Below are 26,661 nucleotides of genomic sequence, written 5' to 3'. Positions count from 1 at the left end.
AATAACGCGAGACGGTGGTGGTCATCTTGGTCGAGGAACTCCTCAAGATTGAGCTTAAGGGCGATGAGCTCCACAGGCGTCTCGGCGGGGGCATTCCCGCGGGCACCATCATGCTCGTCGAGGGTGATAGGGGTAGCGGTAAGTCTATATTTGTTCAGCGCCTTCTCTATGGCTTTCTCATGAACGGCTACACTGCCAGTTACATTTCAAGTCAGTACACTACCGTTGAGTACATAAAGCAGATGGAGTCCCTTGGTTATGATATAATCCCCTTTATAATCAGGAAGAAGCTCATTTTCGTCTCTCTTTACCCGCTACTTACTGGTGTGAGTGAGAAGAGAAAGTTCTTTAGCAGACTCTTCGGGGAGCCCCGCCTCTGGGAGCCGGACATCATGATCATTGATTCATTCTCCTCCCTCTTCTCCCGCGAGCAGGACCCAAGCGCTGTCCGCGACTTCCTCCTCTACGTCAAGAAGATGGCCTCCCTCGGCAAGGTGATAATACTCACCGCCAATATCGAGGAAGTCGACAGGGATTCTCTCTTCGTCCTTGAGGAAGCCTCCACCATGCTGGTAAGGCTCAGCGTTAAGGTCTTCGGTGGTGATCTCAAAAACTCGGCAACTATAGTCAAGTACAACAACGCCAAGGGCATATTTCAGAAGATTATCCCGTTCCGTGTGGAGCCGAAGGTTGGACTGATAGTAGAAATTGCGGCGGTGGTGTAATATGGCGCAGGCGTTCAGCGACACCTTTGAGGAAGCGATGGCGAGGAACCCGCATCTCAGAAAGTATGTTGACCAGTTCAGGCGTAAGTACGGTAAGTTGCCTGAGTTTCACGCCCAGCTCAGCAGGGACATGAAAGAAATCCTCTACCCCAACATACTCTACCCCGTCGGTGATCCGATATTCATCCACATCTACGGCGACCCTGCCACTGCCGAAAAGAAGTACATCGTCATAGAGCCCCGTATCGAAAGCAGGGAAGAGGAGCAAAAGTACAGCATGATCCGTGACAAGATACTGGAGCTGGCCCCATCGAGGGAGATACCGGAGGAGCAGGAGGAGTTCGAGCGCTTTCTTGATGCTCTCTTCGACGAGGCGGTGTTGGCCCTCATCAAGTCGAGCAAGGGCGGCCTCTTCAGCAGAGGACAGCACTTCACGATCACCAAGGACGAGATGGAGAAGTTCCGCTACCTCATCAAGCGCGATATCATCGGAATTGGCCCCCTCGAGCCGATAGCTAGGGACCCCTATATTGAGGACATCCATATCATCGGTGCCAACAATGTCTCTCTTGTCCATAAAATATTCGAGATGATGCAGACCAACATAACCTTCGGCGACAACGTCAAGCTAGCCGACTACTTCAAGAACATATCTGAGCGCATCGGAAGGCCTGTAAGTGATAGAACGCCCATTGTTGACGGTGCTCTCCCAGACGGTTCCCGTATCAACATAATCTACTCACCGGACATATCCATCAGGGGCCCAAGCGCAACCATCCGTAAGTTCTCGGCAACTCCGATAAGCATTGTTCAGCTGATAGCCTGGGGAACGCTAAGCGCCGAGGTTGCCGCATACCTTTGGATAGCCATCGAATACGGTATGAGTGTCTTTGTCTGTGGTGAAACAGCTTCAGGTAAGACTACGCTTTTGAACTCGATTATTCCCTTTATCAAACCTGGCTCAAAGATATATACCGCCGAGGATACGCCGGAGGTTCAGGTTCCGCATCCGGTGTGGCAGCGCCTTATAACCCGTGAGCGCGGTCCTGAGGAAAGCAGGGTTACGCTCTTTGACCTCCTAAAGGCGGCACTCCGTTCAAGGCCGAACTACATAATCGTCGGTGAGATCCGTGGCGCTGAGGGTGCCATCGCGTTCCAGGCCATGCAGACAGGCCATCCTGTCATGAGCACCTTCCACGCGGGTGACATTAAGAAGATGATACAGCGTTTCACTGGGCATCCAATCAACGTCCCGATAACATTCATTGACAACCTTAACATAGCAGTCTTCCAGCAGGCGGTCTATGTCAAGGGTAAGTTCCTTAGGAGGACCATCAACGTCGTCGAGATCGAGGGCTACTACGAGGAGCTCGGCGGTGTGGCCACAAGGAACGTCTTCGAGTGGGATCCAGTATCAGACAGGCACATCTTCCGTGGTTTCAACAACTCTTACATCTTAGAGAGGAAGATAGCCGAAATAGCGGGCTACGAGGACCCAAAGGAGATTTACAATGAGCTATTCCTACGTGCGAAGATCCTTCAGAGGATGGTCGAACTGGGTATAACAAACTACTGGGACGTCTACAGGGAGATCAAGGCATTCTACCAGCGCGGTATTGAGGGACTGAGCTTTAGAATCTGACGAGGTGAGGGTTATGAGTGACGGGAAAATCAGCATCTTCACCAAGGCAGACCTTGACATGAGGACATACCTACGGAAAGTGCTCATACCCTACATGGCCATCTCGGCAACCATTTTTCTCGCCGTTGGAGTTATAACGACCTTCCTCTACATGCCCACTGCCCTTAAGGTTCTCATGTTCCTAATACCAGTTGTCCTCCTCGTTTACGCTGCTGCTTATCCTTACATCGTGGCCGATTCAAAGAGGATATCAATAAACTCAAAAATGCCGTACTTCATCACCTACTTCGCGGTTCTATCTACGAGCGAGATGAGCCGTGCCGACCTCATTGCGGTACTCTCCCACGACCCCAAGCTCGGCGCCATAGCGGACGAGCTGAAGAAGGTTCATACAATAGTTAACAGGCTCCACCTCTCTATGCCTGAAGCCTTCCGTTTCCTCGCGAGGAGAACTCCGAGCACGATGTTCGCTGACTTTCTTGACAGGCTAGCCTATTCCCTTGACAGTGGTGTTGACTTGAAGGATTACCTCTTTCAGGAGCAGCAGACGGTTATGGACGACTATCAAACCTTTTATGAGGGCGCGCTTTACGACCTTGACGTCTTTAAGGAGATATATGAGTCCATAATTATCTCGGTTGTGTTTATAGCCTCTTTTGTCATCATCGGCCCTATAATCACCGGCATGGATATTACCACCATGGGACTCTACGCGGTCGTGATGATCCTTGCGGCTGAGGTCGGTATACTCCTCGTCGTTAAGTTCAGAATGCCTGATGACCCAATATGGGCAGACCGCAGGGGAATAGAAGACCCGCGCCGGAAGAGGATAAAAATGGCGGCGATTTATTCTGTTTTAGGCAGTATCATTGTGGCTCTGCTTTACTTGGCGGTTCTAAGGCCGCGCTACTCAATTCCGGAACCCTTCATCCTCGCCGGAGTGTTAACTCCGTTTTTCTACCTGGGCCACGTCGTCAATAGGGAAGAAGGGTCGATATTCAGGAAGGATGAGAACTTCGCAGCCTTTATTAGGAGCCTGGGTTCATCCCTCGCTGCAAGCGGTGCTTCCCTTGTCCTCGTCCTTAAGTACCTCAGCGCCCACGACTTTGGTTCCCTTACACAGGATATCCGGGCTCTCTACAGACGCCTTGCCGTCCGCGTGGACAGGGACAGAGCATGGGACTTCTTCATAGCAGGGACCGGAAGCTGGCTCATCGGAATTTTCTCCGAGATATTCCGTGAGAGCCTCCGGATGGGTGCCGAGCCCGACTACGTTGGTCTGATCATAAGCAGGAACTTTGAGAGACTCGTTCGTCTAAGAAGAAAGAGGCAGCAGAGCATAGCGAGCTTTGTAGGTATAATCTACGGTCTCACAGGCGCCTTTGCCTTCGCACTGGCGGCCTCCTTCCAGGTGGCGGTCTCGATAAGCCAGATGTTTTCTCAGATGGAGGTGCCAACGGAGTACATAGGCGATATAATCCATGTCATCCCACCTTCAGGAATGAGGTTCCTCGTGTACTTGATGCTCGTTATGATGGTGCTCCACTCTCTCCTCTCGGGCTTGGTCATTAAGCTGGCCGACGGGGGTCACATCCTCGGTACTGTGAGGTACTTTGTAATACTTTCATGGATATTTGCCGTGGGAATGTACCTCGGCCAGACCCTTATGGCGAGGATGATGGGGATAAGCTCTGGTGGGGAAACTGCCCAGATCGCCTTTCACCTCTTGGGGGTGATACCGTGAGGAAGTTTATGGCCATTGCTGCGGTGATAATCCTCCTTTTTCCACTGATAGGGAGAGTAGGTGCTTCCTCCTTCACAGGCTGGATGGGTGTTCCCGGTGTTATAACTCTCGGGGACACCATCATAGAGCTGAGGGACGTCTCCTTTGATGACGGTTCGCTGATGGTGGTTCTGCTGAATGGTAGCACGTCACATACTTTCATTGTTAAACTTGGGGAGAGTCTCACCTTTGGCCAGACTAGGCTCACGTATTTCCGTGTCCTTGCAAACAGTGAGTCGCTTGTGCTCATCAAAGTTAACTTCTCCCATGTTTTCCCGGGCCAGAACGTCACCTTTGGAGACTACACGATCTCAGTACTGTCCGTAGACAGCTCGGGAGCAAAGCTGAGGGTGAGTAAAGGCAACGAGTCGAAGGAGTTCACATCCTCTGACTTCACCTTTGGGAATATCCGCGTTAAGGTGTCTGCGTACCCCAAGATTTTTGAGGGATACCTGAAGCGGGGTCAGAACGTCAGTGCTTATGGCCATATCCTAACGTTCTCAAACGCCACCGTTGAGAACACAACCGGTGGATTCATTGAGACTGTTTTTTTCACTTATAAAAACAATACATATCCCATTGAGGTTGGAAAAGAGGCTAATGTAGGGGTCTTCCACGTTAAAGTTGAGGAACTCGTGGGTGTTGATTATGTGAAGGTCGTGGTTAACTTCATCGGTGCATCTATTGACGTTGAAACGGTTCCTGATTTAACATTCATGCTTTCCCCAGGTCAGACCCAGAAAGTCGGGCCCTACATAATCAGCTACGACTATTACTTCGGTGGCGCCACTGTGTCACTCCGCAACTCATGTGGTGAAGTACTAAGAATTGCCAAGCTTTCGGCAGATCCGATCTCATCTCTCCTCTATTATGGTGGCGCCGCCGTTGGCCTTGAGAGTATAGCCAGCAACGGAACCGCGACTTTCTTTGCCATGGTGGATGAGACCAAGATACCTAGCGTAGACAAGGTTGCGAACCTGTTGATAAGCGTCTCCTCTGATGGCGGCAAGCAGTACGTCCCCATGACTGCAATGGTGACAGTTCAGAACACTGGTACTGTGGATCTCTCAAACGTTTCCCTGAAATTTGTCCCAGAGGGTGACGTCGAGATACTATCGGGGAAAGAATTGTTCCTTCAGAGGATCAGACCCAGTGAGAAAAAGACCTTTGAGGTCAAACTTCTCCCCCATCGCTCCGGCAGCCTCACCCTGGGACACGTTGAGGCTGAAGCAGTTGCCCCTTCCGAATTGGCTTGTGGGGGATACACAGTTCTGAATTTCCGCTCAAATGACCTCCGGGTTAGTATCGAACCGTCCAACATTTCGTATGAGCTTAGTGTTGAGGCCCCCAACCAGGTTCCTATATACCACCCTGCCCTAATTATGGTTACAGTTACCAACACGGGGGACGTTTCGGTTCCTGCAAACCTCACAGTAGCTCTGCCTCAGGGTGTTGCCGTTGGGCTAGATGATGCGTTCTCTTCTAGGGGAGACATTATGATCGCCCCCCTCTCCCTCCTTTCGGGCGAGAACGTTACCCTCAGCTTGAAGGCAATCCCGTACACCGAGGGGACAAAGGAATTCATCCTTCGGATTGAGACCCCATTTGGGATCATGGACTCAACAGTTCTTAATCTCGATGTAACTGTTTCCCCGGGAAACGAGACCACAGCTGATGTAATCGAAACCACTGCAGTTCCTTCCAATGGCACTGTGACTGTAACAGAGACGTACACCACAACGGAAACCCAGACTTTTGAGACTACGGTTACCAACGTTCAGACCGTTCCTTACACTCCGACGTCTGCAAAGGCTATGTGGGGTGTCTTGGGCTTTGTCCTGGGTGCCCTTGTCATCATAGCCCTTGCTTGGTACCAAGCCAAGAAAGTCTGAAGATGAAGGGCAAGGTTGATACGCCATTTCTCATATTTTCTCTCCGGTGATGTTGATGGAGGATGCTGATGTTCTTTGGTATCATACGGTGGAAAAACTTAAGAGGGAAGGCATAATCCGGAGCGAAAAGGTCAGACAGGCTTTTCTGAAGGTCCCGAGGTACTTCTTTGTTCTTCCTGGGCACTCCAAGTGGGCCCACGTTGATGAGCCCCTTCCCATTCCAGCAGGGCAGACCATCAGCGCTCCGCACATGGTTGCCATAATGCTTGAGCTTGCCCAGCTTGAGGAGGGCATGAACGTCCTTGAGATAGGCACCGGAAGCGGCTGGAACACGGCTTTAATAGCTGAGATCATTAAGACCGATGTTTACACCGTTGAGAGGATCCCCGAACTCGCGGAGTTTGCCAGAAAGAACCTTGAGAAGGCCGGCTACGCCGATAAAGTCCACATCATTATTGGCGACGGTACGAAAGGCTTTCCTCCCAAAGCACCCTACGACAGGATAATCGTTACAGCGGGGGCGCCTAAAGTCCCTGAGCCGCTGATAGAACAGCTCAAGCCGGGAGGGAAGCTCATAATTCCAGTTGGGAAATACCACCTATGGCAGGAGCTTTATGAAGTTACAAGGCTCGAGGACGGAAGCGTAAAGACCACAAGGCACGGTGGGGTGGCTTTCGTTCCCCTTATAGGCGAGCACGGCTGGGAGGGGTAGGCTTTTAAGTCGTGATGAGCTTTTCTTCTGGTGGGATTATGGTGAGACTGATTGCCTTTGACCTTGAGGGAACGCTTGTTAAATCCGTCTCCAGCTGGGTGGAGCTTCATAAGAAGTTCGGAACGTGGGAGAAGGGAAAGGAATACGCTGAGCGCTTCTTCGCTGGGGAGTTTGACTACGCAACGTGGGCAGAGCTCGACGCTTTGCTCTGGAGGGGTCATACAAGGGAGGAGATAATGGAATGGGCTAACTCTGTGGAGTACATGGATGGTGCATGGGAGCTCATCGAATTTCTAAAGGAGAACGACTTCAAAATAGTGATACTGAGCAGCGGACTGATGTGCCTCGCGGGAAGGATAGCCAGAGAGCTCGGCGTTGATTACGTCTTCGCCAACGAGCTGATTTTTGATGAGAATGGCTTCGTCACCGGAAAGGTAAAGTCTGTAGTGGATTTCGAGAGCAAGGGGAGGATTTTGGAGGAGCTAAAGAAGGAGTTCAACCCGGAGCTGACTGTTGCGGTCGGCGACGGCTACAACGACCTTAGCATGTTCCGTGTTGCCGATGTCAGCATTGCTATAAATCCGCACGAGGGAGTTGAGGGCGATCACAACGTCGAGAGCCTGCACGAGGTCATGGAGATAATCGAGGGGCTCCTCGAGTGATTCCTTTCTTCTTCGGGGTCGGTGAAGGGCGTGTTCATCACGACGCCGCGCGAAGCGCGGTTTCAGCAAAGCAAAAGCTCGTCATCCCCCTGTCGGCCCGACCGGAACCCCCGCTTCACTTCTCCGCGGAGAGGGCGGGAAGCCGGGCCGTTGAGGGATTGGAAGAGGGGTTAAAAAGCCTTGCTCAGAGGCCGGCTATTTTGAGCTGTATCCACCAGAAGATGTCGCCCCAGAAGTATGCTATTAGGAAGCCGATGAAGAGCGCAGGGGCAAAGGGCATAGCCTTCTTCCTCAAAAAGCGGTTTTCAAGCTTTCCCTCCTCAACAAGGCGCTTGAGTTCCTCGATCTGCTCCTTCTTTAGCCCTTCTGCTGTGGGGGACGCTATGACCCTGCCGTAGTTTGGCCTTAGGACTTCGAGATTGGCCGTTAGGAGGGAGATCTTCAGGCGGACAAAGGAATCTGTTCTGTCTCTCCCTATCTGGCCGTTCTTCTCGAATATCGTCTCGCCGAGAATGTCCCATTCCTCAAGCTCTTCAAGGGGCACCTCTTCCATGAGAACCTCGGTGCGCATGAACTTGACGGTCGAGAAGAAGACCTTGAGGAGGTATATCACCGCGAGCAGCCTGGCGAATATCCAGAGAGCCATTCTGGGGTCGAGGTAAAGCAGGTAACCGAGCACGAGAAGTCCAAATGCATCACCGAACTTCCTGGCCCTTCCAAGTGCCACCACTACAATGAACGTGAATACCCATCCAAGAAGACCACCGAACACGGTTCCAGTCGTGTTGTAGAGGGCTATCTGCAGCCCCAGTGCCGCGGTTATCCAGAGCACAACCTCAACGGTGAGCCTGACACCGCTGGTGAGTATCTCTTTCAGCTCGCTGAACTTTTTCCTGGCTATGAGTACCCCAAACGAGTAGAGGAATATAAAGGGGAATATCGCGATGATGCTGTTGAGGAGTATGGAGATGGGATAGAGCGGATAGTTCAAGGCATATGGCGGGATTAGGGAGGCCGTTGATGGGGGATATGGCAGCAGGGCGGAGAAACCCGCCAGTATTACAACGTCTCCGCTCGCCCAAGCGCCGAGGAAGTATAGAACAAGGCCCAGGACAAGCCCGATGAAGAAACCGATAAGCCCTGAGAGCGCAAGCATGGTGTTGTGCTCAACGAAGAAACCTCTGTAGAGGTGATAAACTATACTCAGACCAGCTATCGGAAATACATGGAGGTCGTCGATAAAGCCAGTCTTCATGTCAGTGTACGAGGTAGCTACGCCCATAACCAGCCCCAGAATGAGTGGAACGTAGTCCATAATCCCACCTCAAAGGTCTTCGAGAATCTGCTTTCTAACCTGAGTGATGTAATTAGATATTGCCTCGTTGAGATTCTTCGTGCCGTTGAGCACCACTCTCGCTGCCATAAGCACAAGCACAAGCACCGCGGCCAGCATAAAGAGGTACTCTATCGCGCCCTGGGCGTTTCTTTTCATTCCTTACACCTAAACTATCTGCGGCGCTAAAGGATTTAAAAGTTTCCATTGGCTAAACTTTTAAGTGGAGTGAAAAAGGGAAACGTGGTGAAGATGAAGGTCTACAGGCTGTACGTGAAAGACGAGTACCTCGAGATGATAAAGTCCGGGGAAAAGAGGATAGAGGTCAGGGTAGCTTACCCCCAGCTGAGGAACATAAAGCCCGGCGACAAGATACTCTTCAACAACGAGGTTCCGGCAGTTGTTACTGGTGTCAAACGCTACGAGACGTTCAGGCAGGTTCTGCGCGAGGAGCCAATTAAGAAGATCTTCCCCGACGAGCCGAGCTTTGAGAGGGCCGTGAAGCGGTTCCACAACATGTACCCCAAGTGGAAGGAGAACAGGTATGGGATCATGGTCATAAAGTTCAAGCTGATCGGCGAGGTGTAAGTCATGAAGCACCTCGAGTTCGACGGTAAATACGCCGATTTAATCCTCAAGGGCAAGAAAAGAGCCACAGTGAGGTTGGGCAGAAGACCAAACCTCCAGTTCGGCGACGAAGTGCTCATCCACTCAGGTGGCTACGCTATAGCAAAGGCCGTAATCGAGAGTGTCGAAAGCAAAACCGTTGGGGAGCTTACCGATGAGGACGCGTTTCTTGATGGGTTCTCAAGCAGAGAGGAGCTGATTGAGGCTCTGAAAGAGCACTACCATCACGTTACAGATGACTCAAAGGCCCACGTGGTCGTTTTCAGGCTCGTTGAAAAGTTCGATAAACCCGTCACATCCTCAGACTATGCCTACGAGGGGAACCTGCCAACTGAGATAGCGGAGATGGCCCTCAATCACCTTGACCTCCCCGAGGAGGATAGAAAGCTACTTGAGCTCTTTCTGAAGTCTGGGAGCCTTAGGAAGGCCGCCTATAAGCTTGGGGGTCTGAACAAGAGATACTTAATACGGGACGCCCTGAAAAGGGCCTACGAGGAGTTGAAAAAGAAAGGGCTCATAGGGCCGAGACTTTGATGCTTTCGAGCACGCTTACCTTTGCCTCGCTTCGATTGATGTTCTTAACGGCAGAAAGCTTGACCGGGATGAGCTTGAAAGTGCCCCCATGAATGAGCCTTCTAAGTTCTCTCACGAACTCCTCGGCTTCCTTCTCGCTTATGAACTCCACCTTCGCAATGAAGTCGTACTCCCCGTAGAGCCAGTATCCCTTCACGGGGAGCTTTTCCAAAACCTCGTCTCGGACGCCCCAGACGAGGAGTATCGCTTCGATTTCCCTCACCCCCATGTTTTTCTCCCCGTGGTTCCAACACTGATAAAAGCTTTTCCAAAGTTTTTCTGTCATATAGGCAAATCTTCGAAATTCCTTCTGTATAAAGTTGTCGTTGTGCCAAAGGAAGCGTTTTAACGTCATCCCCGGAGTTTTTACGGTGATAACGATGCTGAAGGCGGTGTTCTTTGACTTCGTGGGCACGCTCATAACGAAGGAGGGTGAGAACGTCACCCACCAGCATATAGTCGAGGAGGTTCTCAAGAGGGCAGGCAGGGATGACCTCGATGTTATCAGAATCTGGAAGGAGTATGAGGCTGAGAGCTCTGCCCTCTTTAAGGAGCTCGCAGGAAAGCCTTACGTCAGAATAAGGGACGTTGACACAGGGGCAATTGAAACTGTCGCCCAGCGTTACGACTTCACCATTCCGGAGGACTTCTGGGAGATAAGCATAGCCATGCACGAGCGCTATGGAAGGCTCTTCGACGATGCCGTCGAAACAATCAGGGCCCTCAAAGAACTCCGCCTCCACGTTGGAATAATCACGGATTCCGACAACGATTACATCGAGGCCCATCTGAAGGCCCTCGGTATTTACGACCTCTTCGATTCAATAACCACCAGTGAGGATGCGGGTTTTTACAAGCCACATCCGAGACCCTTCGAGCTGGCTCTTCAGAAGGCGGGCGTTAGGCCAGAAGAGGCAGTATACATCGGCGACAATCCGGCTAAAGACTGCGTTGGAGCCAAGAACGTTGGTATCTTCAGCGTCCTCCTCGATCCGAGCGGGGCCAAGCGCGAGCTCTGGGTGAACTGCGACTTTGTGGTCTCACAGCTGAGCGAGGTAGTTGATATCGTGAAGGGCCTGCAGGAGGATTGAAAACCTCTCTCTTTTCTTGAGGGATAAAAAGAGGTCGCGGCGAGGGGTCGGTAACGGCAGGGCTCATCATCCAGCGCGAAGCGCGGTTTCAGCTAGCGAAATTTTCGTCATCCCCTATTGCTTCACCTCAGCCTCTGGTAAGCAGCCCACATCCTCTGGAAGACGGTTATCCAAGCGAGCACGGCAACGATATAAACACCGTAATCAACGTGTCTAACGAGTGCGGTGATTATCAGGATGAGAAGTCGCTCAGCCCTTTCGGATATTCCTACCGCCAGGGTTCCTGAGCCGGCCAGCTCCGCTCGGCAGCGTTCGTAGCTGACGAGGTAGCTCCCCATGAAGGCTATAAACGCCACCTTCCAGTCTACCAGGTTACCGAGGGCTATCCCAAAAAGTACAGCCCCGTCGCTTATTCTATCGAAGGTGGAGTCGAGAAAGGCGCCAAAGCGGCTTGTCTTCCCAGTCAGCCTGGCGAGCGTTCCGTCGAGGGCATCCACGAGAGAGCCGAAGAGGAGTACCAAGGCGGCGGTAAACTGTTCGCCGCGGTAGAAGAGATAGGCACCGGCGAGGCTTATCATAAGTCCGATGACCGTCAGGTGGTTTGGACTCAGGCCGGTCTTTGCTAATGGCCGCACTATTGCCTCAAGGTAGCCTTTGACCGCCGGGCGGTATCTGTTTAGGGCCATTCTCATTCCTCCTCTAGCTCGACGACCTTCTTGCCTTTTTCCTGTGGGATTATCTTGAGCCTGGCTTTCCTGAACTCTTTCTTGAGTCCTTCACCATCGAGCAGCCTGTCGAGAAAGACCGCTAAAGCGGCAACCTCGCTGTGGGGCTGGTTTCCGACGGCCACGTTGTAGTCGGCCATCTCGTAAACTTCTTTTGGCACCTTTTCCGCTCCAACGACCACCATGATGTCCCTTCCCGATTTCAGCTCTTCCTTAATCTTTGGAACCGCATCGTCGATGTGAATGCCGTACATGGTCAGGTGGGCTATTATTCCGCCCACCCCTTTCCACTTGCGCATTATCCTTTTCCAGCTCGGATTGAAGGTTATTTCAAAGGGACCCCCCCATCGCTTAACCATGTCCTCAACGCTCTTCTTTACGTGCTCGTCAGCCTCTGCCGCGATTATTATTTTATCCGCGCCGAAGGCTCTCGCAGTCAAGGCTACGTGTGTCGTTATTCTTTTGTCTCTCTCAGGCCTGTGTCCAAGGCGAAGCACTACAATCATCCAACCTCACCCGCGAATATTTTCCAGTATCTTGTGAAGTCGTCGCTCCATGTCATCGTCCTGTAGAACTCGTACATGGTTTTTACGTCTTGCTCTATTTTGCGTGTGCTGTAGGTGGAGAGCACTCTGTTGAGGTCCTCCTTGTTTGGGGCCGAGAACAGGAAGAGGGCGTAGAGCCTCTGGTTCTCATCGAGGTTGTTCATTACTATCATGAGCTTGGAGCGCAGCTCTGGCTTGAGCCTCTCGGTTACTATTCTAAGGAGCCTGTCCTCGAGATCAGCCAGGAAATCTCCCGTGACGTCCACGTGCCCGTGCCCGTTGAGGCTTGAGGGGGACTGAGCAACGACCCTGTATCCGTCGCGCGTTACGAGCTGATACAGCTTGGGGAAGTAGGGACTGGCCAAGTACTCGTCCAGTGAGCCAACAAAGCCGTGCTTGATGTCAGCTACGTACCAGCTATCTGCGGTGTAGAACTCGGTCATCGGCCAGAGGGTGCAGTTGGTTCCGTTGAAGAGCGTAACTATCCTGGCGGGAACGTTCACTGAGCGCAGCATCGCGGTCATAAGTATCTGGGCTTCGGCATAACTTATCCTGTCCTGCAGGAGGATCTTTGAGGGCTCGAGGGTTGAAGTGGTGTCCCCGAAGGAGTATGTCCTCATCATCCAGTCGTAGATGGCCTGAGCAGCCTGGAACTCTGATTCTGCGTTGCCGATTACCTTGAGCGTTAGGTTCCTCAGATCAGTCCCATTAAATGCCGATGTCGAGTTGTAGCGCTCCATCCAGTAGCCATCCACTATGTACTCGTCGGTTATCCAGTGATACCTGAGCCCATAGGCCGTTTGCAGGGTCTCGTCATCCTCCTCCCAGGGCCTCCACACGACTTTGAGCGGCACGCTTTTTACTATGCTGCTCTCGGCGCCGCTGAGGGAGTATTTGACTATGACCGAGATGTAACCGTCTCTGTAGGCATAGGGGGCCTTGATGGTGTAGCTTAGTTCGATCTTCTTGTGGGCATCCAGGGTATCCGGAAGGGCGTCGGCACTGAGGAGCTTCATCCCATCCATAAGGTTGAAACTTATGTCTCGGAGGTCCACTGGAACCTCCAGCGTGTTTTCGATGGTGACGTTTATCTGCGCAGTTTTTCCGCCTGTTAGTGTGGATGGAGCTTCCACATTAAGCTTCAACTCATCTGGAGGGCCTGCCTCGTCTGATACAGTGATTCTAAACTGCCCGTAGAAACCGGTCCAGGAGCGCTTAAGCTCGTCCGTTAGCTCGAGGGAGAGCTTTAAGTTGTAGACCCCCGGTTTTAGGGGCGCCCTCAGGATCCACACGAGTTGAACGCTGTCGCCAACTTTCAGCAGATCAGGAAACTTGGGCTCCTGCAGGATTTGAAAGTTGTCGTCGCCAAGGATGAGCGTCGCACCCGTGAGACCAACCTTTCCTGTGTTGTTGACGAAGACCATCACGTGAAGAGTGCCGCCTGGCCTGACCAGAGTTTTATCAACCGAGAACCTAACCTCGGCCGGAGGCTTGAAGAGGCAGCCGAAGACCAGTACCACGGAAATGAACACAACCGGAACAAGCGTCTTCCTCATGACCATCTTCCAAAGCCTCTTAAGCACTAACGTTAATAAAGTTTGGGTGGTGTCATGATAACGGTGACGACAGACTTCGGCTTGAGGGGCCCCTACGTTGGCGAGATGAAGGTCGCCATGCTGAGGGTCAACCCCAGCGCGGTGCTGGTAGACGTTACCCACTCGGTAACGAGGCATTCGATTTTAGAAGGCTCCTTCGTCATGGAGCAGGTGGTCACGTATTCCCCCAGGGGAACGGTTCACGTCGGTGTCATCGATCCGGGCGTTGGCACCTCGAGGAGGGCGGTAATAATCGAGGGCGAACAGTTTTTAGTCGTTCCAGATAACGGTCTGGTCACTCTCCCGTTGAAACACATAAAGCCCAGAAAGGCTTACGAGATAGACTTCGACAGGGTCAAACGCTTCACGGGCTGGAGGATAAGCTCCACCTTCCATGGCAGGGACATATTCGGCCCCGTTGGAGCGTTACTCGATGCTGGGCATTCTCCTGAGGAGTTCGGCAGGGAGATTGATCTGGATTCGCTCGTCAGGCTCGAGGTGGAGCCGAAAAGGGAAGGAGATGTTTGGAAGCTGAAGGTCATCTACATCGACGACTTCGGCAACGTTATCCTGAACCTTGAGAACTACGGAAGGCCAAGGGCAGTTGAGTTTCCCGGCTTCGGCCTTACTATTCCATACCTCGATGCCTACGGCCGTGTAAAGCCTGGTGAGATGCTCGCTTTGCCTGGCAGCCATGATTACCTCGAGATAGCGGTCAATCAGGGTTCTGGTGCTGAAAGGCTCGGGCTCAAGGTTGGGGATGAGGTGAGGGTGAGGTTGGTTCAATGAGAGGTGATTAAAATGCCGAAGCGCGGTCTGTTCGTCGGCCGTTTCCAGCCGGTTCACAACGGGCACATAAAGGCCCTTGAGTTTGTTTTCTCGCAGGTGGACGAGGTAATAATAGGCATCGGCAGCGCCCAGGCCAGCCACACGCTCAAGAATCCCTTCATGACGAGCGAAAGGATGGAGATGCTCATAAGGGCTCTGGACGAGGCGGGTCTGGAGAAGCGCTACTACCTGATTCCGCTACCAGACATCAACTTCAACGCCATCTGGTCAACCTACGTCCAGAGCATGGTTCCAAGATTTGATGTTGTCTTCACTGGAAACTCTCTTGTCGCTCAGCTCTTCCGTGAGCGGGGATACGAGGTCATAGTACAACCCATGTTCAGGAAGGACATCCTCTCTGCAACCGAAATAAGGAAGCGTATGGTGGAAGGAGAACCCTGGGAGGAGCTCGTGCCGAAGAGCGTTGCCGAGTTCATAAAGGAAATCAAGGGTGTTGAAAGGATAAAGATGCTCGCCACAAACCTCGAAAGCTCGGAGAAGGAACTTCAGGCGCCGATAAGGATTCCGGAGTTTTGAACTGCAAATTGTAACACTTTACGTCTAAAACTATAGGTTTAAAACAGGGGAGGTTAAGAAAATTATAAACTTAAACACTTTAAGTTATTCTTGAAGATTGGGGATTTACGATGAAGAGGAAGAATGATAACTCCCAATATGTAGTGGGGGTTCTAGAGAAAGCCGTTAAGGTTGGGGCGTGTGCACACCACTATGAAGATTCGAGGATCTTTGTACAGCTCCCGCAGGTTAAGATTGAGAATTGAGAGGTGAGTTTTCCCATGAAACCCTCTTCTCTTATTTCTTTATCGAATGATAGATTTATAACATATCTAGAAGGAATGCTTATACGAAAAGAAAGATATGGGGGATTAATTTTTCTTCCTAGATTGAGAGCACCACTTCTTGTGGCAGATAAAGGACTAGCGCTGCCCAACAGATTTCCGTGGTCTATAAAAAAGCAAGAAATTTGGAGTATCTTACTGTCGTGAATGCTCTGAATAAAGCCGGGATATCCAGAAAAGAATTGGATTCTTTTCTCGATTCAATTAAGGCGGCGCTAGGTGAATATGGAAAATACCAAGTTAACATTAATCTAAAAATGTTGAAAGCGCAAACAAAAGAGTATCCGAAGATTGGAAACCCTAACATTTACCATAAGGGCATGTCCCCCCTTAGTGCCCCAATAAGATTGATATGGGAGATAACTAAAAAATGCAATTTTTCCTGTAATTTTTGTTATGCGCATGGGGATAAACATATTGGGAACGAAATGACGTTTGAGGAGATTAAAGATGTCATAAATCAGGCGAGTGACCTTGGAGTCTTTTATTTTGTATTGCTGGGTGGCGAGCCATTAACTAGAAAAGACCTTTATAATATCATTGGGACTATAAGGGACCATGGCCTCTATGCGACTGTCATAACAAACAGATATTTAGTCCACAGGCAACTGAATGCTTTAAAACTTTTGCCCCCCATGCCTATTGCAGTAAGCCTTCATGGAAATGCAGTGGACTATGCAAAAATATTTAAATGTCCCTCAAGATGTTGCTGTAAACATATTCAGGAGGAGTATACATAACATTAAGTTGCTTAAAAGAGAAAATATTGATGTTCATGTTAAGTCTGTTATAAGTACAGTTAATATTCAGATCCTGTGGGAACATTTGACTTTTCTAGATTCATTGGGGGTGTCTCATGTTACATTGCTTCATTATCTGCCTATTGGAAAAGGGGCCATCAACAAAGGACCTTCCATGTTGAATTCGGATATGCTGGTTCAGTTCTTTAACACGATAAATAGGGCCAACAATGAGCTGGAAATTACCGTAGATTACAGGTCTTTCCTATCTATATACACTCCAGCACTAACACCAGAGTTTAATTATGATAACTGTCCTACTGGTACAATGGATTTGAGGATTAGATATGATGGAAAAATAATCCAGTGCAGTAGTGTTTGGGATATTTTTCTTGGAGATCTCAGGAAAGAATCTCTTGAAACTATCTGGAGAAATGCCCTTAATAGGCGGGATTTGACAAAATGCCCATTTGCATCTGGGAGTTTTCCACCAGTACGTCCCGAATATTCTTATTGTTTGCTCAAAAAATAGGGGGTGATTTAATTTTTAAATCATTTGTCTCGCTTAGTAAAGTATCTCTCAATATGATTCTGGTTAGTGTTGCAATATTCTACGGCAGGAATATTGTAACGCCTGTTTTGACGGTTTATTTTAAAGATGTCATTAAGCTTAGCTATTCGCAAGTTGGATACTTATATTCATTGTACCTTTTCGTCATGTTTGCTACTGATATTTTCACGGGTGGGATTGCTGATAAATACGGAAGGAGAAGAACATTGGTGCTTGGCTTGATTTTCTACGGAGTGAGTATGTTCTTAATCAGTCTTTCCAAGGGTTTTGCCTTTTGTGTGTTCGCTTATGCCTTGGCCGCCGTAGGCTCCTCTCTAATCTCGGGTACCCTTCGGGCCTGGTATTTCACAGAAGTCGAGAAACAAAACATGGCGAGAGAAGAAGCCAAAAACGCTTTTGGACTTCTAAAGTCCATTAACAGTGCGGGCTCTCTTGTTATTGGTCTGGTGAACAGTGTGATAATTGCATATCTTGGTATGAGGAGTGTGTTTTATGCTGCTGCAGTTTTGAACCTTCTTGCAGCTTTATTAGCTTTGTTGCTACTCCCCGAGAACTGGGGAGACAAGAAGAAAAACGTGCTGGCCATAGTCATAGAGGGGTAAAATTGTCATTGAAAGACAAACGGATCCTTTATCTGATTTTTACAGATGTAATTTTCTCGATTGTTCATCTTCATTTTATCTACTCCTGGCAACTGTACTTCACGGGTCCTGCTGGGATGGATACGGACACTTTAGGAATATTGTACTCTCTAAAGTCCATAATGGGAATTGTGGCTGGGATTGTACTCCTTAAGTCCGTCAGAATTGAAAGAGGGACGGATAGGAATTACTTTCGGTTGTCCCTAGTGTCAATAGGCGGAATGTTCCTCTCGTATGCTTTATTTGCTGGAGCCTCAGCAGTGGCTATTGGGGTGATAGCACTGTCTATTTACTCATTAGGAGAGGCAATTTATTTCACGACTTACACCCTGCTTATCAACGAAGTCATACCGAGTGAGTACCGGAGCACTATTCTCTCTACGCGGATGAGCATCTCTGCTTCTGTTGGTGTGGCTCTCTATGCCCTGATTGGAAATATCGTGAACGCTCTTGGAATCGAGGGGAGCTTTGCTATCATGCTTCCTGTGTTTTTATTGCTTGGGGCAATGTATGCCGATTTTTCACCATGTGGAAAACGTCTAAAACAAACGCTTAAGGGGTGCTAAAGTGCAGAGCTAGGACTCTGCCCTCAGAAAGTTCCCTGAACCCTGGAAGGAGAAGGACTTCGTTGAGGCCGCTCTGCTAACTGGAAGCTATGCAGTTGGGCTACAGACCAGATACTCCGATGTAGACGTTTACATCGTGCTCTCCGATGACGTGGAATGGAGGGAGAGGGGAAACGTCGTTATAAATGGGACTTTAATCGAGTACTTCGCAAATCCAGCGAGGCAGATCAGGCACTACTTTGAGAAGGAGTTTGCCCAGAACAGCCGGGCCACAGCGAGGATTATAGTAAGTGGGAAAGTGCTCTTTGACAGGACTGGAATAGCCGAGGTTCTCAAAGCGGAAGCGCTGGAATACATGAAGAGACCCTTTGAACGGCCCGACGAGACCTGGATGGAAGTAGCTAAGTACTCCCTCTGGGACATGCTCGACAGTATGAAGGACGCTGAAGACAGGAACGATCCCAGCTCTGGCTACCTCTACCACCTGGCTCTCGGAAGAGCCCTTGAGGTTTATTCGAAGTTCTGGGGTGTTGAAATTCCTCCAGCGAGCAAAGTTTACAGGCTCTTCAGCGACGAGGGGTTCAGAAAAGCATATATATTTGAAGAGTTTCCCGATGGGGAGTTCGTGAAGCTGTTTCTGAAGGCTCTTGAGAGGCGCGAGGCCAAAAACTTGGAGGAAGTGATAACTCACGTCTTCGATAGAATGGGCAGTTTTGACATTGATGGCTGGCGGCTGAGAACTAAGGCTTTAGATTCTTTATGAAATCCACCAGCTCTTTCAGGTCTTTTACCAGAAGATCCGCCCCGGGTATCTCCCTGCCGACGGCTATCCCCATGTCAGCCCTCTCGAACATCTTGGCGTCCGCGTAACCATCTCCCATAGCGAGGATAAACCCATCCCTGAATCTTTTGAGGAACTCCACTTTATCCCGGAATCTTAGCCTTATTCCCTGGAACTTCCCATCCTCAAAGATTGCCCGATTGGCCATGAACTCATCTCCGAGTTCCTTAAAGGACTCAAGAACCTCCTCAAAGGAACCGCTGATGAGAACCACCTTAAAGCCCTTCTCCTTGAGCGTTTCAACGAGCTCTCTCGCCTCAGGACTCACGTTTACCTTCTCCCTCGTCTGAGGAACGTCCCTCGTCGATACCTCTTATGAGCCCCACCCGTTTGAGGGGGAATCCAGCCACTCCACCTCTCCGGAGAGGCCCTTTTCAAGAAGCTCCTTTATCTCCCGTTTTTCGGTTATTCTGGCCATCTCCCTCCAGAACTCGAAGTCTGTTAAAGTTCCCTCGATGTCTATTACCGCGACCTTCTTCATTTTCCATCTCCTCACTGGGGGCTGCTTCTTACCTTCGCCTTTCTAAAGGCTTCCCCTCTAACGAAAAGTACCCCAGCTAAGAGGAACAGCCCCAAGCTCGCCGCGTAAGGAAGCGTCGCATGTACGCTCGCCAGTGCGCCGGCACTGAATGGCGTGACGAGGCCAATCAGCCTGTTGTAGCTCGATATCGCCGCGTGGAACTCGCTGGCCCGCTCCTTCGGAATCAGCGAGAACTGCCACGAGCGGTAGAACGGGAACCAGAACGTGTTCTCGAAATCCTTATCGAGGCCTACGGGGGCGACAAAGACCTCGACAAGATACCCGCCATCATGGAGAGGGTCGGCGACATGATTGAAGATATCCTCCAGCCGCTCAAGGAGCTCCTCAACGAGCTTTACAGCCCGGAGAGGATTCAGGCGATGGGCAGGAGCGTGGCAGAGTTCTACAAGAACCTCACCGAGGCCGGAATGGATAAAGATGCTGCCCTTGAGCTGACGAGGGAGTACATGGACGCGATAAACCCCGGCAAGAAGCTCATGGAGATACTGGCCAACTTTGGAAAGGGCGGTTTTGGCAACATAACGATTCACGGCGGTCCGCAGAACTCCGAAGAGGGAGGGAAAAAGGGGGAGTGAGGGATGATGCTCCCATTTTTCCGCTTTTTTCTTCGACTGCCCGCCATAGCGTTCAAGGTCGTTGGTTTGATTAGGGTGACTAACCGGGCGAAGCGGCGGTTCAGGGGGGAGCTTCTGCGCGAAGGCCTTCCGGGCGAGGTCGTCGATGAGCTGGTTGAGGACTTTGATCCGTCTGCGCCTTTAAAGGACGCCTTCAGTTCCAGGCGGCGTTGAACTTATTTTCTCCATATGGCCTTTGCGGCACCTTTGACGCTGAGCTTTTCTCCGTAGATAATGATCATGACGTCCATGTCCCCGTACCTTAAGACCTCGATGTACGTGGCCTTCCCGGAGCTCTCGAAGAGGTCGTTTGCCAGGAGGTGCCTCATTCCGTCGTGGGACGGAAGCTCGACGCAGTCCCTCTCGGCCCACCCGTTATCGAGCAGGGTCTTTTTGAGTCTCAGGTAGACCTCGTGGACGAGCCGCTCTGGGTAGAACAGTACCAGTGCCTTTGCGTCGCTTTCGGCCATGTTGCCCTCCAGGCTGTAAACGTACCCCTCAACCTTCAGACCGACCTGATCCGTCCAGTTCTCCGAACGGAGGTCCCCTTTCAGCTCCCCGAAGGATAGCATGGTTTCGGGACTCGCTCCGCCCGTGCCGATCACGTGCCAGACGAGGTCGCTGGTTGAGTATCTGGGCTTCTTGAGGGCGATGGCGATGTAGTACGTGTAGCGGTACTGGGCGTAGACGACGAGGGTATCCTCGCTGCGGGCAAAGCTCCGGTAGTAGGGGTCTCTCCCGTCGTCTGTCCTTTTCCAGCCGTCTGCGAGAAGCTTTTCGGTCAGCTCGTCCCTCGCTTCGAAATATGCGCTAACGTTCGGATAAACCAGAGCATGAACTCAACGTCCCCGGCTCTGCCGGTGCACCAGTCGGCCACGCTAACTTCGGGGATGTTTATGAAGTCGGCCGTGATGTTGAAGTCCTCTCCACAATCTCTACTAGCAGGAAGAGGCCTAGAACCTTGCCCGGCGAGGGGCCAATGACAGCGATGGTCCAGAAGAATTGAGAGAGACGTTCTATCCTTCGTTCACGCTCCCGCCCCGGACTCTCGCGATGAACAGGACGTAATAATAGTCCCTGTAGGTTCCGTAAACCGCATACGTTACGTTTTCCCTTTCCCAGAATGCCTTCCCTCCGGCATCCTGCTGGAAGCCGTTTTCCCTTAGCAGGTCCACGACGTATTCCTGGGCCTTCGCAACCGCTGTCGAGTTGGGATAAACGAGGCGACCGAACTCTATGCCGTTTGCCGTTCCGGTAAAGCTCGCGAGGCTTCCCGGCGGTGAGGGGATATCTACTTCCCTTTCGGTGACGTTGTAGCTAAGGGTTCTAATCTCCGGATGCTTCTTGGCAATTTCCGCATATCTTTCCTCCAGCCTGGCCAAGAAGTCCCGGAACACTTCTTCCCATGGATTTCCCCTATCGTAAGAGCCGTCAGATAGTTAGCGAAAGCCTCGTCGAAAAACCTGCTCATGTGAGCCTCCGGCGTTGCCTGGGGTTCCAGCGATGAGTGAGTTCGTGATAGATGCCCGAGGGATTTTCTGCCCTTAGGGAGCTTCCGGGGATGAGGGCGTAGCTCTCCCCAGCCTGTCCGCCGTAGTTTTCGGGCGTCTCGATGATGGTGTAGGTGTGCTTTTTCTCCCGAAAAGCGAAGAGTAGAAGTCGTTGGTCTTCCCGAGTAGCTCAATGGTTCTCTCGGTTCCTTCCTCGCTCAGGACGAACAGGCGGATAGGCCTCTCCTCGATGACTTTGAAAGGCGCCACCGCTATGTCAAGCCTGTTTATCCCTTCGATTCTCAGCTTATTTCCCTTTATTTCTCCACCAAAGGCTATCGTTAAATCCTCAAGAACGCCCTCAGCCGTTATTTCGGTGTCAAAGTTCGAGCTTACAACGTACTCAACGAGGTCTTCAAAGCTCGGCTCCGCCGGAATCGGGTAGAAGAGCGAATCCGTCCTCAGGAGGCTGTAGTCTCGGTTAATTGAGTTCTTGAGGTAGGGGAATACCTCCCCCTAGCTCTCCAGTTCGCCCGAGTAGGAAATCTCAACCTTCCCAACTGGCTTTTTGCGCCTTACGGCGTTCACCCTGAAAACCTCAAGGCCCCTGAGGCCCGTTACCTCCTGGGAGAAACCGGTTGAAGCCCTTCCTACCACAAACCCCTGTTGAGGAGGAACGTATCGCTTTTTCCGGCGAGGGCTTCAACGGCTTTTCCGTGTAGCGTGCCGTTCTCAATGTCGAGGACCAGCTCAAGGTCGAACCTCTCAATCAACCTCCTTCACCCCTGAAGCGCTCGTAGATGAGCTCATCAACGTATCTCCCGTCGTTCCAAACGTGATCCCTCAACCTGCCAGCCAGCACGAAGCCGTTCTTCTCCAGAACCCGGATTGAGGGAACGTTGTCCGCGTGAACCTTCGCCCATACCTTGTGTAGGTTCCGGTGCCTGAAGGCGTACTCACAGAGCAATCTGACGGTCTCGCTCCCGTAACCTTTACTCCTCTCCTCCGGCGCGAGATAGTAAAAGATTTCTCTCCATCTTGCCTGTCAGTTTATCCAGTTAAAGCCTGCTATTCTTATGAGCCTCCGCTCTCGTTCTCGATAACGGCAAAGGTGGGTGCTTTGTCCTTGTTCTTCTTCAAATCCGCATAAAACTCCTATTCCTCCTCGGGTAGTGTGGAGTAAGCCGAGTGGAACATACCTCTGACCGTGCTCCTGTCGTTGAACCACTTCCAGCTCTTCCTTAAGTCCTCGCGGAGGAGTATCGCCAGGGAACCTTCTCCCCCTTCAGGATTACGGGCCTCATGCGACCACCAACATTACAACCTAGAAGGATTTTAAAATATTTATCTATGAAGCTTAATCCAGTTATGCTCATGGAGAGGTAGTCCAGGGGTTTGGGACTGAGTGTCGGCCCTGCCGAAGAAATGGAGAACGTCCGGAGTGAGGTGGTTCCATGAACCCGCTTGCGGTCTTTGCCATCGCCTTCTTCATCTGGATAACGAGCCCCCTCTACTTTCCGAGACTGAGTGTCAGGTTGAAGGACAAGCTCGGCGAAATCGCCGCTTATTGGCTCGTCGTTTCCGCCTTTGACGTCCTGCTGGCGGGTTTCATAACGCTCCTCTGTCCGGGGGTTTACTTCATTAGGTGGAGCTTCCCGGTGGGAGACTTCTTGGTTCTTCCCGCCCTCGCAGTCCTCAGCTTCCTGCCGGCTGTGGGCGAGTTCCGGCGCTTCCTTAAGCCAGAATCGGAAGAGGACAGGGAAATGGTCGAGCTAATTCGCAGAGCGAGCTTCGGCCAGCTGGCTCTCTTGCAGGTGATAAGCGTGGCCCTGCCCGAGGAGCTGGTCTTCCGCTACATCTTTTTGGGCTTGCTATCGCTCTGGAACCCCTTTGTGGAACTGATTGCCGTTTCCCTGTTCTTTGGGATATCCCACAAGTTCTCTCATCCCGACAGGATCTGGAAGGTACTGCTGTCAAACACCCTAACCGGTCTCGTGCTGGGGCTTGGTTACCTCTACACAAAAAGCCTGCTCGTTGTCATGGCAGTCCACTGGCTTGTAGACCTAATACCTGTATATAAAACACGAGCGCGCGAGGAAGATGATACTGGCCGGAATCCTTCTGCTCCTGCTCTCACCGGTCGTTCTTATGAACAGCACAGAGGGAATTCTGAACTACATTGCCGAAACCTTCTCGGTTTACGGCCTCGTTATTGGCGTAACAATGGGTTTAACAATGCTCGCGGTCGTTTATATCAGAGTCAGAACCCTGAGAAGGAAGTGACGACCATTTCCGTTTTTCTTTCCCGTTCTCTCACACCGAGAGCAACGTTCTCTCCCAAAACCTCAACCCCGCCGTTCTCCCAGAGCTCCCTAACGACTATATCTCCTTTCTTGGATATTTTGACGACCACTGCATTCCCTCCGAGCTCGCCCCCGACGAGGAGCTCTCCATTCATCGGGAGCAGAGATGTGGTCGCTCCATTGCCGAGCTCAATATCTTCCCTCCGAGACGAACCCAGAGGTTTTTGTCCCCACATCCAGCAAGGAGGAGCTTCCCCTCCCAGAGCGTCGCGGTAAAGGCTATTCCTTCCGCAAGGGCTTCCTCTCCGAGAAGCTCCCCTTGGGAGTCAAAGTCAAAGGCTCTAACCTCCCAGCGTCCCTCTTTTACGCTCCCGACGAGCTTTGGCCTCTCTCCAGGAACAAGCGAACCTATTACTGCTTCTCCCAGTTCCCGAAGTCCCTCAGCCAGAGGAGCTCGCCGTCCATCGAGAGCTTCCCTATGAAGAACCCTTTATTCTCGGGCTTTCCGGTCTCACTGGCTATGAAGATTGACCCTTCCGCGGGGAGAATTGAATAAACCGCTTCGTTGCCCCTAATCCTAATCTTCCACTCCCAGAGGACGTTTAAGCTACCGTCGAGCCTTGTCACGTAGGATTTCCAGCCGCTCCCGCCTTCTGGAGGGGTAATTCCTTCAACCGCTCCTCCGAGGAGGTAGCCGTCGTCGAGCTTTGCTACGCAGTGCCCCTCCCAGTTGTTCTTGCCTGAGAGGAATTTCACTGTCTTTATTTCCTCACCGCATAGCTTTGCTAGTATTGTCCTGTAGTTCTTCCCGTCGTGGACACTTCCAACAATTAAATCTCCGGCGAGGGCAACAGGAACAGTCTCAACGCCGAAGGAGCAGGTTTTATGGTTTCATCCCTCTCAATATCGTACTCCTCTCAGGTTTTTCATAGAGGGGACGGCTGTGTAGCAAGTTCTGGAACATCGTACCCACCAAACTTACAACGCAAAAGAGTTTTAAATAGTTACTTCCGCCCATCAGATCTGCTTCGGGGCGTTGCCCCTCTGGCCGAGTAGAGGGAGAAAAGAAAGAAATCTTCAGCCAGTCGGCATTCCCCTCTCCATTGGGGAGTTTACTATGGCCTCGTACTCATCCTGCGGTAGTATCTGGGGCTCGTAGGTTATCCCGTACTGCCTTGAGAGCACGTTGGTAAATGCCCTGAGGTGGTTCCTTGAGCCCATCATGAGGTTCTCGAAGACGTACTTAATGTCCTCGTTGTCGGTCTTGGCCAGCCACTCTTCAAGGTCCTTGATGTCAACCTCCTCTATGAGTGCTCCCACTTCGAGGGCCGCAACTTCACTCTGCATTCCCTGCTCAATGAGCTGGTCATAGAGCTTTTGAAGCTCGGGGTTCTCGAACTCGCCAATGTCCTTGCCTGCGGCTGGGTCGGTCAGGTTGTACTTCTCGATGAGTGCCAGCACCATGTCCATGTGGGCCTGCTCGCTCTGGGCTATGTTGTTGAATATTGGTTCACCCCACTTCTCGTAGAGAGTCAGGTAAACGTCCCTCGCGAGCTTCTCCTCCTCGCGCATGTAGAGGACCGCCTGAATCTCTTCCAAGCTTAAGTCCTCGGTTGGGAGTGAATAAACGTAGTCCACGTTGTACGTGATGTCAGCAAAGCCGCCAGCCGTCACGTTGCTGGATGGTCCGTGCGGGGCTGCCTCGGGACCGTAACCCTGAGTCACAGTGGGAATTGAGGACTCTGTGGTCGTAGCGTCTTCCTCCGTGGTTATGCATCCTGCGCTGAAAACCCCGAAGAATATAACCCCTATGATCAGGAGCCCGTAAAGCTTCTTACCAGGCATTTTTATCACCTTTTCCCATATGTAATTTTAATGTTACATATGATAGCAACTTTATAAATCTTTCGGGTTAGAGAAGTGGGGAGTGGCTGGAGATGAAAGGGACGAGGGACATTACCTCAATCATCGGCGCTGTGCACTGAATATGGCGGGCTGTAGTGGGAGGCCGTTTCGTGCATTTGGCGTGATGGATTTAAAAGGAGACTGGTAGTAAGAACGAAAGTGTGCGGGTGATGACCTTGAGACTTGTTCTAATCCCATGAAGGTTAAAGTCATGACTTTGAGGCCAACTGGCGTGAGTTCGAGCAGCGCTTTGTGGAGGCCCTCCAACACGGCCCGGACATCTTGGTCTTCCCGGAGTACTGCCTCATGGGATTTGAGAAGTGGGACTTCAGTCGGGCAGTCCTCTACGACGAGGTAGTCTCACAGGTGAGCCGCCTGGCGAGGGAGGACTCGATTTACGTTATACTTGGCCTCCTTGAGCCCTACAAGAACTGCACCTACAACTCGGCGCTCCTTATAGACCGCGAGGGCGAGATTGTCTTGAAGCACCGCAAGTTCCAGGAGCCCATGAGGTTCTGCACCGGCAACACCGTGAGGACAGCAAGGATGGAGTTCGGGAAGCTCGCGATAATCATCTGCGGCGACCTCTACAACAGGAGGATAGCGAAGTGGATTCGAAGAAAAAGACCGGACTACCTATTCGTGCCTATGGAGTACTCCCCAGAGGGGTGGAGAAATCGCCGTAGAGGACATCGAAGCGATGTCTGAACGTGTTAGGCTTTTGGGGTTAGGACATTTATCGTTAACGCTCATCCGCCTGGTGGGGCGTGGGTCTTTGAGGCGAATGGAGAACTCTTGGCTCAGAGCCGTGGGGAAGAGATTCTGATCTACGAACTTGGAAAAAGATAGAAAAGAA

At 51.3% G+C, this 26,661-nt stretch carries 35 protein-coding genes and 2 pseudogenes; 21 read left to right on the top strand and 16 right to left on the bottom strand.

Annotated features, from left to right (window positions below):
* Nucleotides 1–26 precede the first annotated feature (26 nt).
* The 6 genes from arlH to A7C91_RS01310 are packed head-to-tail and all read left to right on the top strand — an operon-like array spanning nt 27 to nt 7,416.
* On the top strand, nt 27–725 hold the full coding sequence (gene arlH / locus A7C91_RS01335; RefSeq protein WP_068664236.1) for an archaellum protein ArlH: 699 nt from the start codon (nt 27–29) through the stop codon (nt 723–725).
* Nucleotide 726: 1 nt separating this feature from the next.
* Entirely contained in the window at nt 727–2,367 is a 1,641-nt protein-coding gene (locus A7C91_RS01330; RefSeq protein ID WP_068664234.1) for a type II/IV secretion system ATPase subunit, read from the top strand.
* 13 nt (nt 2,368–2,380) lie between these two features.
* A complete protein-coding gene (gene flaJ / locus A7C91_RS01325) occupies nt 2,381–4,111 on the top strand; it encodes an archaellar assembly protein FlaJ (RefSeq protein ID WP_068664233.1) in 1,731 nt (576 codons plus the stop codon).
* Nucleotides 4,108–6,042 carry a hypothetical protein gene (locus A7C91_RS01320; RefSeq protein WP_068664230.1) on the top strand — a complete coding sequence of 645 codons (1,935 nt, stop codon included), beginning with the start codon at nt 4,108–4,110 and terminating at the stop codon, nt 6,040–6,042. Before flaJ ends, A7C91_RS01320 begins: the two co-directional genes overlap by 4 nt.
* 49 nt (nt 6,043–6,091) lie before the next feature.
* A complete protein-coding gene (locus A7C91_RS01315) occupies nt 6,092–6,754 on the top strand; it encodes a protein-L-isoaspartate(D-aspartate) O-methyltransferase (protein WP_068664228.1) in 663 nt (220 codons plus the stop codon).
* 38 nt (nt 6,755–6,792) lie between these two features.
* A complete protein-coding gene (locus tag A7C91_RS01310; RefSeq protein ID WP_068664226.1) occupies nt 6,793–7,416 on the top strand; it encodes an HAD-IB family phosphatase in 624 nt (207 codons plus the stop codon).
* Between the two features lie 184 nt (nt 7,417–7,600).
* On the opposite strand, the gene A7C91_RS01305 is transcribed toward A7C91_RS01310, so the two are convergent.
* Together A7C91_RS01305 and A7C91_RS10695 are read right to left on the bottom strand one after the other, a co-directional pair.
* Nucleotides 7,601–8,731 (bottom strand): A24 family peptidase C-terminal domain-containing protein, encoded by a 1,131-nt coding sequence (locus A7C91_RS01305; RefSeq protein ID WP_068664225.1) that lies wholly within the window; start codon nt 8,729–8,731, stop codon nt 7,601–7,603.
* 9 nt (nt 8,732–8,740) lie between these two features.
* Nucleotides 8,741–8,908, bottom strand: coding sequence for a class III signal peptide-containing protein (locus tag A7C91_RS10695; RefSeq protein ID WP_082871964.1), 168 nt, complete (start codon nt 8,906–8,908; stop codon nt 8,741–8,743).
* Nucleotides 8,909–9,001: 93 nt separating this feature from the next.
* On the opposite strand from A7C91_RS10695, the gene A7C91_RS01300 reads away from it, so the two are divergent.
* On the top strand, nt 9,002–9,337 hold the full coding sequence (locus A7C91_RS01300; protein ID WP_068664223.1) for an ASCH domain-containing protein: 336 nt from the start codon (nt 9,002–9,004) through the stop codon (nt 9,335–9,337).
* Between the two features lie 3 nt (nt 9,338–9,340).
* A complete protein-coding gene (locus A7C91_RS01295; protein WP_068664221.1) occupies nt 9,341–9,910 on the top strand; it encodes an ASCH domain-containing protein in 570 nt (189 codons plus the stop codon).
* Here the strand turns inward: A7C91_RS01295 and A7C91_RS01290 are convergent.
* On the bottom strand, nt 9,891–10,178 hold the full coding sequence (locus A7C91_RS01290) for a hypothetical protein (protein ID WP_068664219.1): 288 nt from the start codon (nt 10,176–10,178) through the stop codon (nt 9,891–9,893). The two genes, A7C91_RS01295 and A7C91_RS01290, sit on opposite strands and share 20 nt — an antisense overlap.
* Nucleotides 10,179–10,329: 151 nt before the next feature.
* On the opposite strand from A7C91_RS01290, the gene A7C91_RS01285 reads away from it, so the two are divergent.
* Nucleotides 10,330–11,040 carry a TIGR02253 family HAD-type hydrolase gene (locus A7C91_RS01285; protein ID WP_068664217.1) on the top strand — a complete coding sequence of 237 codons (711 nt, stop codon included), beginning with the start codon at nt 10,330–10,332 and terminating at the stop codon, nt 11,038–11,040.
* A gap of 122 nt (nt 11,041–11,162) precedes the next feature.
* Here A7C91_RS01285 and pgsA read toward each other — a convergent pair whose 3' ends face one another.
* Genes pgsA through A7C91_RS01270 form a run of 3 tightly spaced genes read right to left on the bottom strand, consistent with a single transcriptional unit; the run spans nt 11,163 to nt 13,872 of the window.
* Entirely contained in the window at nt 11,163–11,726 is a 564-nt protein-coding gene (gene pgsA / locus A7C91_RS01280; protein ID WP_068664215.1) for an archaetidylinositol phosphate synthase, read from the bottom strand.
* 2 nt (nt 11,727–11,728) lie between these two features.
* On the bottom strand, nt 11,729–12,271 hold the full coding sequence (locus A7C91_RS01275) for a tRNA (cytidine(56)-2'-O)-methyltransferase (RefSeq protein ID WP_068664213.1): 543 nt from the start codon (nt 12,269–12,271) through the stop codon (nt 11,729–11,731).
* Nucleotides 12,268–13,872 carry a transglutaminase-like domain-containing protein gene (locus A7C91_RS01270; protein ID WP_068664211.1) on the bottom strand — a complete coding sequence of 535 codons (1,605 nt, stop codon included), beginning with the start codon at nt 13,870–13,872 and terminating at the stop codon, nt 12,268–12,270. The genes A7C91_RS01275 and A7C91_RS01270 overlap by 4 nt, the downstream gene beginning before the upstream one ends.
* Before the next feature lie 48 nt (nt 13,873–13,920).
* On the opposite strand from A7C91_RS01270, the gene A7C91_RS01265 reads away from it, so the two are divergent.
* The 8 genes and pseudogenes from A7C91_RS01265 to A7C91_RS01240 form a co-directional block, all read left to right on the top strand.
* The gene (locus A7C91_RS01265) at nt 13,921–14,694 is read left to right on the top strand and encodes a (R)-S-adenosyl-L-methionine hydrolase (RefSeq protein ID WP_068664209.1); all 774 of its coding nucleotides are present in this window, start codon (nt 13,921–13,923) and stop codon (nt 14,692–14,694) included.
* 12 nt (nt 14,695–14,706) lie between these two features.
* Nucleotides 14,707–15,270, top strand: a complete 564-nt coding sequence (locus A7C91_RS01260; protein ID WP_068664207.1) for a nicotinamide-nucleotide adenylyltransferase — start codon at nt 14,707–14,709, stop codon at nt 15,268–15,270.
* Between the two features lie 110 nt (nt 15,271–15,380).
* Entirely contained in the window at nt 15,381–15,515 is a 135-nt protein-coding gene (locus tag A7C91_RS12115; RefSeq protein ID WP_267886242.1) for a hypothetical protein, read from the top strand.
* Nucleotides 15,516–15,736: 221 nt separating this feature from the next.
* Nucleotides 15,737–16,333 (top strand): radical SAM protein, encoded by a 597-nt coding sequence (locus A7C91_RS01255; RefSeq protein WP_199920067.1) that lies wholly within the window; start codon nt 15,737–15,739, stop codon nt 16,331–16,333.
* On the top strand, nt 16,251–16,865 hold the full coding sequence (locus A7C91_RS10690; RefSeq protein WP_082871962.1) for an SPASM domain-containing protein: 615 nt from the start codon (nt 16,251–16,253) through the stop codon (nt 16,863–16,865). The genes A7C91_RS01255 and A7C91_RS10690 overlap by 83 nt, the downstream gene beginning before the upstream one ends.
* A 53-nt stretch (nt 16,866–16,918) precedes the next feature.
* Nucleotides 16,919–17,506, top strand: coding sequence for an MFS transporter (locus A7C91_RS01250; RefSeq protein WP_199920066.1), 588 nt, complete (start codon nt 16,919–16,921; stop codon nt 17,504–17,506).
* Between the two features lie 2 nt (nt 17,507–17,508).
* Nucleotides 17,509–18,111: an MFS transporter gene (locus A7C91_RS01245; RefSeq protein WP_068664201.1), complete on the top strand. Its 603-nt coding sequence runs from the start codon at nt 17,509–17,511 to the stop codon at nt 18,109–18,111.
* Nucleotides 18,112–18,148: 37 nt separating this feature from the next.
* Nucleotides 18,149–18,874: pseudogene (locus A7C91_RS01240) on the top strand (nucleotidyltransferase domain-containing protein); the annotation flags it as partial.
* On the opposite strand, the gene A7C91_RS01235 reads toward A7C91_RS01240, so the two are convergent.
* Entirely contained in the window at nt 18,852–19,220 is a 369-nt protein-coding gene (locus A7C91_RS01235; RefSeq protein ID WP_068664199.1) for an HAD family hydrolase, read from the bottom strand. The pseudogene A7C91_RS01240 and the gene A7C91_RS01235 sit on opposite strands and share 23 nt — an antisense overlap.
* A gap of 45 nt (nt 19,221–19,265) precedes the next feature.
* Entirely contained in the window at nt 19,266–19,448 is a 183-nt protein-coding gene (locus A7C91_RS10975) for a hypothetical protein (protein WP_199920065.1), read from the bottom strand.
* A gap of 104 nt (nt 19,449–19,552) precedes the next feature.
* Between A7C91_RS10975 and A7C91_RS11500 the strand changes: the two genes are divergently transcribed.
* Nucleotides 19,553–20,068: a hypothetical protein gene (locus A7C91_RS11500; RefSeq protein ID WP_234394426.1), complete on the top strand. Its 516-nt coding sequence runs from the start codon at nt 19,553–19,555 to the stop codon at nt 20,066–20,068.
* Nucleotides 20,069–20,071: 3 nt separating this feature from the next.
* Nucleotides 20,072–20,281 (top strand): hypothetical protein, encoded by a 210-nt coding sequence (locus A7C91_RS01225; protein ID WP_068664195.1) that lies wholly within the window; start codon nt 20,072–20,074, stop codon nt 20,279–20,281.
* A 2-nt stretch (nt 20,282–20,283) separates the two neighbouring features.
* On the opposite strand, the gene A7C91_RS01220 is transcribed toward A7C91_RS01225, so the two are convergent.
* From A7C91_RS01220 to A7C91_RS11495, 6 genes are all read right to left on the bottom strand, one after another.
* Nucleotides 20,284–20,679, bottom strand: coding sequence for a hypothetical protein (locus A7C91_RS01220; protein WP_068664193.1), 396 nt, complete (start codon nt 20,677–20,679; stop codon nt 20,284–20,286).
* Between the two features lie 444 nt (nt 20,680–21,123).
* Nucleotides 21,124–21,489, bottom strand: a complete 366-nt coding sequence (locus A7C91_RS01215; protein ID WP_199920064.1) for a hypothetical protein — start codon at nt 21,487–21,489, stop codon at nt 21,124–21,126.
* A gap of 162 nt (nt 21,490–21,651) precedes the next feature.
* Nucleotides 21,652–21,867: a hypothetical protein gene (locus A7C91_RS10970; RefSeq protein WP_199920063.1), complete on the bottom strand. Its 216-nt coding sequence runs from the start codon at nt 21,865–21,867 to the stop codon at nt 21,652–21,654.
* Between the two features lie 246 nt (nt 21,868–22,113).
* Complete coding sequence (locus A7C91_RS10965; RefSeq protein WP_199920062.1) at nt 22,114–22,254, bottom strand: hypothetical protein; 141 nt, start codon at nt 22,252–22,254, stop codon at nt 22,114–22,116.
* Nucleotides 22,248–22,370, bottom strand: coding sequence for a hypothetical protein (locus tag A7C91_RS12110; RefSeq protein ID WP_267886241.1), 123 nt, complete (start codon nt 22,368–22,370; stop codon nt 22,248–22,250). The genes A7C91_RS10965 and A7C91_RS12110 overlap by 7 nt, the downstream gene beginning before the upstream one ends.
* Nucleotides 22,367–22,624, bottom strand: coding sequence for a GNAT family N-acetyltransferase (locus A7C91_RS11495; protein WP_234394483.1), 258 nt, complete (start codon nt 22,622–22,624; stop codon nt 22,367–22,369). Before A7C91_RS11495 ends, A7C91_RS12110 begins: the two co-directional genes overlap by 4 nt.
* A 427-nt stretch (nt 22,625–23,051) precedes the next feature.
* On the opposite strand from A7C91_RS11495, the gene A7C91_RS11490 reads away from it, so the two are divergent.
* Entirely contained in the window at nt 23,052–24,176 is a 1,125-nt protein-coding gene (locus A7C91_RS11490) for a CPBP family intramembrane glutamic endopeptidase (protein WP_234394425.1), read from the top strand.
* Between the two features lie 135 nt (nt 24,177–24,311).
* Here the strand turns inward: A7C91_RS11490 and A7C91_RS11485 are convergent, their stop codons facing one another.
* A complete protein-coding gene (locus A7C91_RS11485; protein ID WP_234394424.1) occupies nt 24,312–24,656 on the bottom strand; it encodes a hypothetical protein in 345 nt (114 codons plus the stop codon).
* 321 nt (nt 24,657–24,977) lie between these two features.
* A complete protein-coding gene (locus A7C91_RS01195) occupies nt 24,978–25,745 on the bottom strand; it encodes a DUF2202 domain-containing protein (RefSeq protein ID WP_068664188.1) in 768 nt (255 codons plus the stop codon).
* 256 nt (nt 25,746–26,001) lie between these two features.
* Between A7C91_RS01195 and A7C91_RS01190 the strand changes: the two are divergent.
* Nucleotides 26,002–26,654: pseudogene (locus tag A7C91_RS01190) on the top strand (carbon-nitrogen hydrolase family protein).
* The last annotated feature ends 7 nt before the right edge of the window (nt 26,655–26,661 follow it).

The sequence above is a fragment of the Thermococcus piezophilus genome (genome assembly GCF_001647085.1).
Taxonomy (GTDB): Archaea; Methanobacteriota_B; Thermococci; order Thermococcales; family Thermococcaceae; genus Thermococcus; species Thermococcus piezophilus.
This window is presented reverse-complemented; position numbering and strand designations above follow the sequence as displayed.